A 6,770-nucleotide genomic window follows, 5' to 3' on the forward strand; every position below is an offset into this window, starting at 1 on the left:
TCAGACCATGGTCAGGGTCAGACCCGGGCGGCGCAGGATCGCGCCGACGTCCGCGAGGAAGCGCGAGCCCTGCTCGCCGTCCACGAAGCGGTGGTCGAACGAGAGGGACAGCGTCATGACGTCCCGCAGGGCGATCTCGCCGCGATGCTCCCACGGCATCCTCCGGACCTGGCCGATCGCGATGATCGCCCCCTCGCCCGGGTTGATGATCGGGGTGCCCGCGTCCACGCCGAACACCCCGACGTTCGTGAGCGTGAAGGTGCCGCCGGCCAGATCCGCCGGGGACAGCCGCCCCTCGCGGGCGAGGCCCGTGAGATCGCGGATGGCGTCGGCCAGCTCCCTCAGGCTCATCGCCTGGGCGTCCTTGACGTTCGGCACCATCAGCCCGCGGGGGGTGGCGGCGGCGAAGCCGAGGTTCACGAAGTTCTGCCGGACGATCGTCCCGGCGGCCTCGTCCCACCGGGCGTTGACGTCCGGGGTGCGCTCCATCGCCACGAGGCACGCCTTGGCGGCGAGCGTCATGGGCGTGAGCTTGACGTCCCGGAACTCGCGGGAGGCCTTGAGCTCGGCGAGCAGCTCCATGGTCTCGGTGACGTCCACCTGCAGGAACTCGGTCACGTGCGGGGCGGTGAACGCGGACTGCACCATGGCCGCCGCGGTCGCCCTGCGCACGCCCTTGACCGGCACGGCCTCGGTGCGCGGGCGGCCGCCCAGGGTGCGGACGCCCCCGGTCGAGCCCGACTCGGCGTCGGACTGCGGCGGCGTCGCCGCGGCCGCGGGCTGCCCGCCCCCGGCCAGGAACGCCTCGACGTCCGCGCGGGTGATGACCCCGCCCACACCCGTGCCGGTGACCTGCTCCAGATCCACGCCCGCGCGGCGCGCGTACAGGCGCACGGGCGGAGTGCACCGGGGTCGCTCGCCCGACGCCGCGCCCCGCACCGCCTCGGGCGCCGCGTCCGCGCGGGCGGGCTCGGCGGCCTCGGGCTGCGGGCGCCCGGCGCCGGCCGGGGCCGCCTCCGACGTGGACGGCGCCTGTCCGCGGGCGGGCTCGCCCACCGGGGCGGCCGACGTCGCCGGGGCCGCGGAGCCGCGCCGCGCACGGCGGCCGGGCTTGCCGGTGTCCGGCGCGGCGCCGTAGCCGACGAGGGTGGGCACGCGGCCGTCACCCTCGGCGGGCCCGCCGACGTCGGGCTCGGCGCCCTCGAGGGTGAAGGTCACCAGGGGCGCACCGACCTCGAGGGTCTCACCCTCGGCGCCGTGCAGGGCCGCGACGACGCCCGCGAACGGGCTCGAGACCTCGACCACGGCCTTGGCCGTCTCGACGTCGGCGAGCACCTGGTTCACGCTCACCGCGTCGCCCTCGGCCACGCGCCACGTCACGATCTCGGACTCGGTCAGGCCCTCGCCGAGGTCGGGCAGGCGGAAGGTCTTCTGGCTCATCGGGTCTCCTCCCCGGCGTTCTGGGCCGCGAGGAACTGCTCGGCGGTCTCGGGGGCGGCGAACGCGTCCACGGAGTCCAGCGAATTCGGTCGGCCCAGAGCACGGTCCAGGCCGTCGAGGATGCGGTCGAGGTCCGGCAGGTGCAGGTGCTCGAGCTTGGACGGCGGGTAGGGCACGTCCATGCCGGTGACGCGCACCGGCGGGGCCTCGAGCCAGTGGAACGCGCGCTCGGCCACCGTGGCCACGAGCTCGGCGCCGAGGCCGCCGGTGCGGGAGGCCTCGTGCGCCACGACGAGCCGGCCGGTGCGCCGCACCGAGGACTCGACGAGGCCGGTGTCCAGCGGGGACAGGCTGCGCAGGTCGACCACCTCGACCTCGACGCCCTCCTCGGCCGCCACCTCGGCGGCCTGCAGGGCGGTCTTCACGAGCGGGCCGTAGGCCACGAGCGTGGCGTCACGGCCCTCGCGCAGGATGCGGGCCGGGCTCATCGGCGGGATCGCGACGTCCAGGTCCACGTCGCCCTTGTCGTGGTAGCGACGCTTGGGCTCGAGGTAGACCACCGGGTCCTCCGAGGCGATCGCGGCGCGGATGAGGTCGTACCCCTCCTGTGGGGAGGACGGGGAGACCACGCGCAGGCCCGCGGTGTGCAGGAAGTAGGCCTCGGGCGACTCGGAGTGGTGCTCCGGGGAGCCGATGCCGCCGCCGAAGGGGATGCGGATGGTGACCGGCATCGGCACGGCGCCGCGGGTGCGGGCACGCAGCTTGGCCAGGTTCGCCACGATCTGGTCGAACGCCGGGTACACGAAGCCGTCGAACTGGATCTCGACGACGGGCCGGTAGCCGCGCATCGCCAGGCCGATGGCCGTGCCCACGATGCCGGACTCGGCCAGCGGGGTGTCGAGCACCCGGTCCTCGCCGAACTCGGCCTGCAGGCCGTCGGTGATGCGGAACACGCCGCCGAGGGCGCCGATGTCCTCGCCCATGAGCAGGACCTTGGGGTCGTCGGCCAGGGCACGGTGCAGGCCGCGGTTGATCGCACGGCCGAAGGTCATGCGCTCGCTCACGCGCCCGCCTCCTCGTCGTCGAACTGCTGCAGGTAGAGGGCGTGCTCGCGGCGCTGCCGCTCGAGCTCCTGGTGGGGCTCAGCGTAGATCTCGTCGAAGAGCCTGTCCGCGCCGTCCTCCTCGAGCGCCTCGAGGGCGCGGCGGACCTCGGCCGCCAGCTCGTCGGCCTCGGCCTGGGCCTGTGCGAGCACGGCGTCCACGTCCACATCGAGGGTGCGCAGGTGCGCCTCCACGCGGGTCAACGGGTCACGGGCCTTCCAGGCCTCGAGCTCGGCGTCGTCCCGGTAGCGGGTGGGGTCGTCCGCGGTGGTGTGCGGGCCCATGCGGTAGGTGACGGCCTCGATGAAGGTGGGACCGCCCCCGTCGGCCGCGCGCTCGACGGCGGCGCGGGTCGCGGCGAGCACGGCCAGGACGTCGTTGCCGTCCACGCGCATCGACGGGATGCCGAAGCCCCACGGGCGGTCCGCGATGCTGCGGCGGGTCTGCAGGCGCACGGGCTCGGAGATGGCCCAGTGGTTGTTCTGGCAGAAGAACACCACGGGCGACTGGTACGAGGCGCTGAAGACCATGGCCTCGTTGACGTCTCCCTGGCTCGTGGCGCCGTCGCCGAAGTAGACGATCGTGGCGACGTCCGCCTGGTCCCGCTGGACGCCCATCGCATAGCCGACGGCGTGCAGGGCCTGCGCGCCGATGATGATCTGCTGGGTGGCCACCCGCGTCTCGTTCGGGTCCCAGCTCGAGAACGTGGAGCCGCGCCACACCCGCAGCAGGTCCAGCGCGGGGACGCCGCGCAGCAGGGCCACGCCGTTCTCGCGGTAGGACGGGAAGACGAAGTCGTCCGGGCGCAGCGCGACGGCGGAGCCCACCTGGGCGGCCTCCTGGCCCAGCAGCGGCGGCCACAGGGCCAGCTCGCCCTGACGCTGCAGGTGCGTGGCCTCGACGTCGAGGCGACGGACCACGGCCATCTGGCGGTACAGCGCGGCGAGGGCGTCGGCGTCGACGTCCTCGATCCACGGGTCGAGCTCCGGCTGCGGACGGCGGCGGCCCTCCGCGTCGAGCACCTGGAGCATCACGGCCTCGGCCGGGCCCGCCGGGGGCGGAGAGCCGGCGGACTGTCCGCCGGTGGGACGGGTGTGGTCCACGAGGGTCACTGCACTGCCTTCCGATCGACGCCCACGGTGCGGGGCGAGGGAGTTGTACGCATGCGCGAGCAGGGGTGGAGCGCGCGGCGTCTCGGTGGTGTGATTGTAATCACTCCAGTGTGATCTGCGCCACTCTCCCGGGCCGCCGCGCGAGGGCAGGGTGTCAGGCGCGGCGCAGCAGCACGTCGACGGCGGCGTCGAGGTAGGCGTCGACCTGGCCCTCCTCGTAGCCGGCGGCACCCTCCGCCTCGCCGAACGACGCGCGGCGCACGTCGTCCGCGGTCAGCCCGCCCTCGGCGTCGGGATCCGTCGAGCCCTCCGCGCCGGCCAGGGTGACGCGCAGGCGGTCCACGAGCGCGTCCACCTGGTCCACGTCGTAGCTCACAGCGTCCGCGCGGGAGGGGCGGCGGAAGCGCTCCGCCGGGGCCCGATCGGCGCGGGCCACGAGTTCGGCCACGCGCTCCTCGAGGTCCGCGGCCCAGTCCTCGTCCCCGCGCTCGGCGACGAAGGCCTGACGCTCGGCGGCGGCCAGCTCCTCCTCCAGACGGTCCAGCTCGTCGTCCACCTCGTCGGTGGCGTAGCCGCCGTTGACGGTCGCGAAGCGGGCCTGGCGCACCTCCTCCGCCGTCAGCGGGGCACCGCCGTCGCGCGCCTCACGGGCACGCGCCATGAAGGCGTCCACGTGGGTGGTCTCGTAGCCGATCTCGTCCTGCTCGACGAGCTCGAAGACCGGCTCGGTGTCCGGGGTGGTGCGGGGGGTCATGGGCGTCTCCTGCGGTGCGGGTCCCGGCCGTGCCGGGTCGAGGGGTGGATCAGGTCAGGGGCAGCGCCAGCACGGTGTAGGCCACCGGCGCGGCGAACACGAGGGAGTCCAGGCGGTCCATCACGCCGCCGTGGCCGGGCAGGGCGGAGGACATGTCCTTGATGCCGAGCTCACGCTTGACCATGGACTCGGAGAAGTCCCCCGAGGTGGCGGCGGCGACGGTGGTCACGCCGAGGACGGCGCCGACCCACCACGGCTGGCCGACCAGCAGGGGGACGGCGACGACGCCCACCAGCACCGAGCCCGCCAGGGAGCCGGCCAGGCCCTCCCAGGACTTCTTGGGGCTGATGCGCGGGGCGATCGGGGTGCGGCCGAAGCGGTAGCCCACGATGTAGCCGAACGTGTCGTTGGAGACCACCATCAGCAGCAGGACCGCCACCATGCGGTGCCCCAGCGGCTCGTCCAGGAGCGCCGCGGCGAAGGAGAGCAGGAACGGCGCCCACAGCACGATGAACACGCCCGCGAGCATGAACTGGCCCGCCGGACGCCGCCGCGTCAGCGCCGTCCACACGGCCACCAGCGCCAGGCATGCCACCAGGGCGATGAACAGCGCGGGCACCCCCCACCGCCACGCGGTGAGCGGCAGGACCGCCGCGGCCACCCAGAGCGGGGGCCGCGGCACGTCCAGGCCGATGCCGCGCACCACCGTCGCGATCTCGGACACCGCGCCGACCAGCAGGGCGACCACGAGGAGGACCAGCAGCCAGTCGAGCCAGAAGAGGCCGACCAGGGCCGTCGCCAGCAGCCCCACCCCCACGAGGACGGCGGACTTGAGGTCGCGGCCGCCGCGCGGAGGTGCGGGCGAGGTGGACACGGCGGAGGTCATGGGGAGGTCATGGGGCGAGCGCGGACGGCGGGAGGCTCAGACCTCCAGCAGCTCCTGCTCCTTGTTCTTGGCCATCTCGTCGATGAGCTCGACGTGGCGTTTGGTGAGCGCGTCCAGCTCCTTCTCGCCGCGGGCGCCCTCGTCCTCGCCGACCTCGCCGTCCTTGACGGCCTTGTCCATGGCCTCCTTGGCCTTGCGGCGGGCATTGCGCACGGAGATCTTGTGCTCCTCCGCCTTGGACTTGACCAGCTTCACGTACTCCTTGCGGCGCTCCTCGGTCAGCTCCGGCATCACGATGCGGATGACCTTGCCGTCGTTGGACGGGTTCGCGCCGACCTCGGACTCGGACAGCGCCTTCTCGATGTTGCGCAGGGCCGACTGGTCGAACGGGGTGATGAGCAGCGTGCGGGCGTCCGTGGTGGTGAAGGACGCCAGCTGCTGCAGCGGGGTGAACGAGCCGTAGTAGTCGACCATCACCTTGGAGTAGAGGCCCGGGTTGGCGCGGCCGGTGCGCACGGAGGCGAAGTCCTCACGCGTGGCCTCGATGGTGCGGTCCATCTGCTCTTCGGCGGACTGCAGGGTCTCCTGGATCACGGTGTCTCCTCGGTGTGGTGGAACAGGTCTGCCGCCATCCTACGCGGCGCGCCTCAGACGGTGACGGTGGTGCCGATCGGCTCGCCGAGCAGGGCGCGGGTCACGTTGCCCGGGCCCTCCATGCCGAACACGCGCATGTCCAGGTCGTTGTCCTTGCACATGGTCATGGCGGTCAGGTCCATCACGCGGATGTTCCGCAGCAGCGCCTCGTCGTAGGTCAGGTGCGTGAGGCGCTCGGCGGTGGGGTCCTTCTTGGGGTCCGCGGTGTAGACGCCGTCCACGCCGGACTTGGCCATCAGGACCTCGTCCGCCCCGACCTCGAGGGCACGCTGGGCCGCCACGGTGTCCGTGGAGAAGTAGGGCAGGCCGGTGCCGGCGCCGAAGATCACGACGCGGCCCTTCTGCATGTGGCGGATGGCGCGCAGCGGGATGTAGGACTCCGCCACCTGCTCCATGTGGATGGCGGACTGCACGCGCGTGGTGACCCCGGCCTGGATGAGGAAGTCCTGCAGGGCCAGGCAGTTCATCACGGTGCCGAGCATGCCCATGTAGTCGGCCCGACGGCGGTCCATCCCGTTCTCGGACAGCTCGGCGCCACGGAAGAAGTTGCCGCCGCCGACGACGATCGCGATCTCCACCTGGTCCGCCGCGGCGGCGATCTGCTCGGCGATGCCGCGGACGGTCTCCGGGTCCACGCCGATCTTGCCGCCGCCGAACACCTCGCCTGAGAGCTTCAGGAGCACGCGACGGCGGCCGGTGTCGTCCGAGGTCTGCGGGGCGTGGGCGGTGGTCGGGTCCTCGGGGGCGCGGTTCGTCTCCATGGGAAGCATCTCCTGGTCGGTGGGGGTCGGGGACTGCAGGTGCCCCCGATCTCCGTGGAC

At 73.2% G+C, this 6,770-nt stretch carries 7 protein-coding genes; all 7 read right to left on the reverse strand.

What is annotated here, in order from left to right; all coding sequences use genetic code 11:
* Positions 1–1,440, reverse strand: a complete 1,440-nt coding sequence (locus tag J1M37_RS02420) for a dihydrolipoamide acetyltransferase family protein (RefSeq protein ID WP_144825493.1) — start codon at positions 1,438–1,440, stop codon at positions 1–3.
* Positions 1,437–2,492 (reverse strand): alpha-ketoacid dehydrogenase subunit beta, encoded by a 1,056-nt coding sequence (locus J1M37_RS02425; protein ID WP_044659478.1) that lies wholly within the window; start codon positions 2,490–2,492, stop codon positions 1,437–1,439. Before J1M37_RS02425 ends, J1M37_RS02420 begins: the two co-directional genes overlap by 4 nt.
* Before the next feature lie 8 nt (positions 2,493–2,500).
* Positions 2,501–3,655, reverse strand: a complete 1,155-nt coding sequence (gene pdhA / locus J1M37_RS02430) for a pyruvate dehydrogenase (acetyl-transferring) E1 component subunit alpha (RefSeq protein ID WP_041105099.1) — start codon at positions 3,653–3,655, stop codon at positions 2,501–2,503.
* Between the two features lie 154 nt (positions 3,656–3,809).
* Positions 3,810–4,409, reverse strand: a complete 600-nt coding sequence (locus J1M37_RS02435; protein WP_041105097.1) for a DivIVA domain-containing protein — start codon at positions 4,407–4,409, stop codon at positions 3,810–3,812.
* Between the two features lie 49 nt (positions 4,410–4,458).
* Complete coding sequence (locus J1M37_RS02440) at positions 4,459–5,295, reverse strand: phosphatidate cytidylyltransferase (RefSeq protein ID WP_100058556.1); 837 nt, start codon at positions 5,293–5,295, stop codon at positions 4,459–4,461.
* Positions 5,296–5,331: 36 nt separating this feature from the next.
* On the reverse strand, positions 5,332–5,889 hold the full coding sequence (gene frr / locus J1M37_RS02445) for a ribosome recycling factor (RefSeq protein WP_036314042.1): 558 nt from the start codon (positions 5,887–5,889) through the stop codon (positions 5,332–5,334).
* A gap of 53 nt (positions 5,890–5,942) precedes the next feature.
* Positions 5,943–6,710 (reverse strand): UMP kinase, encoded by a 768-nt coding sequence (pyrH, locus tag J1M37_RS02450; protein WP_002857706.1) that lies wholly within the window; start codon positions 6,708–6,710, stop codon positions 5,943–5,945.
* Positions 6,711–6,770 lie beyond the last annotated feature (60 nt).

The sequence above is a fragment of the Micrococcus sp. KRD012 genome (genome assembly GCF_017168555.1).
GTDB classification, from domain to species: domain Bacteria; phylum Actinomycetota; class Actinomycetes; order Actinomycetales; family Micrococcaceae; genus Micrococcus; species Micrococcus luteus.

Bases quoted from the DNA above. Each gene is read 5' to 3' on its own strand.
- J1M37_RS02420 (WP_144825493.1), bottom strand. From the start codon at position 1,440: ATGAGCCAGAAGACCTTCCGCCTGCCCGACCTCGGCGAGGGCCTGACC.
- J1M37_RS02425 (WP_044659478.1), bottom strand. From the start codon at position 2,492: ATGACCTTCGGCCGTGCGATCAACCGCGGCCTGCACCGTGCCCTGGCC.
- J1M37_RS02435 (WP_041105097.1), bottom strand. From the start codon at position 4,409: ATGACCCCCCGCACCACCCCGGACACCGAGCCGGTCTTCGAGCTCGTC.
- J1M37_RS02440 (WP_100058556.1), bottom strand. From the start codon at position 5,295: ATGACCTCCGCCGTGTCCACCTCGCCCGCACCTCCGCGCGGCGGCCGC.
- pyrH (WP_002857706.1), bottom strand. From the start codon at position 6,710: ATGGAGACGAACCGCGCCCCCGAGGACCCGACCACCGCCCACGCCCCG.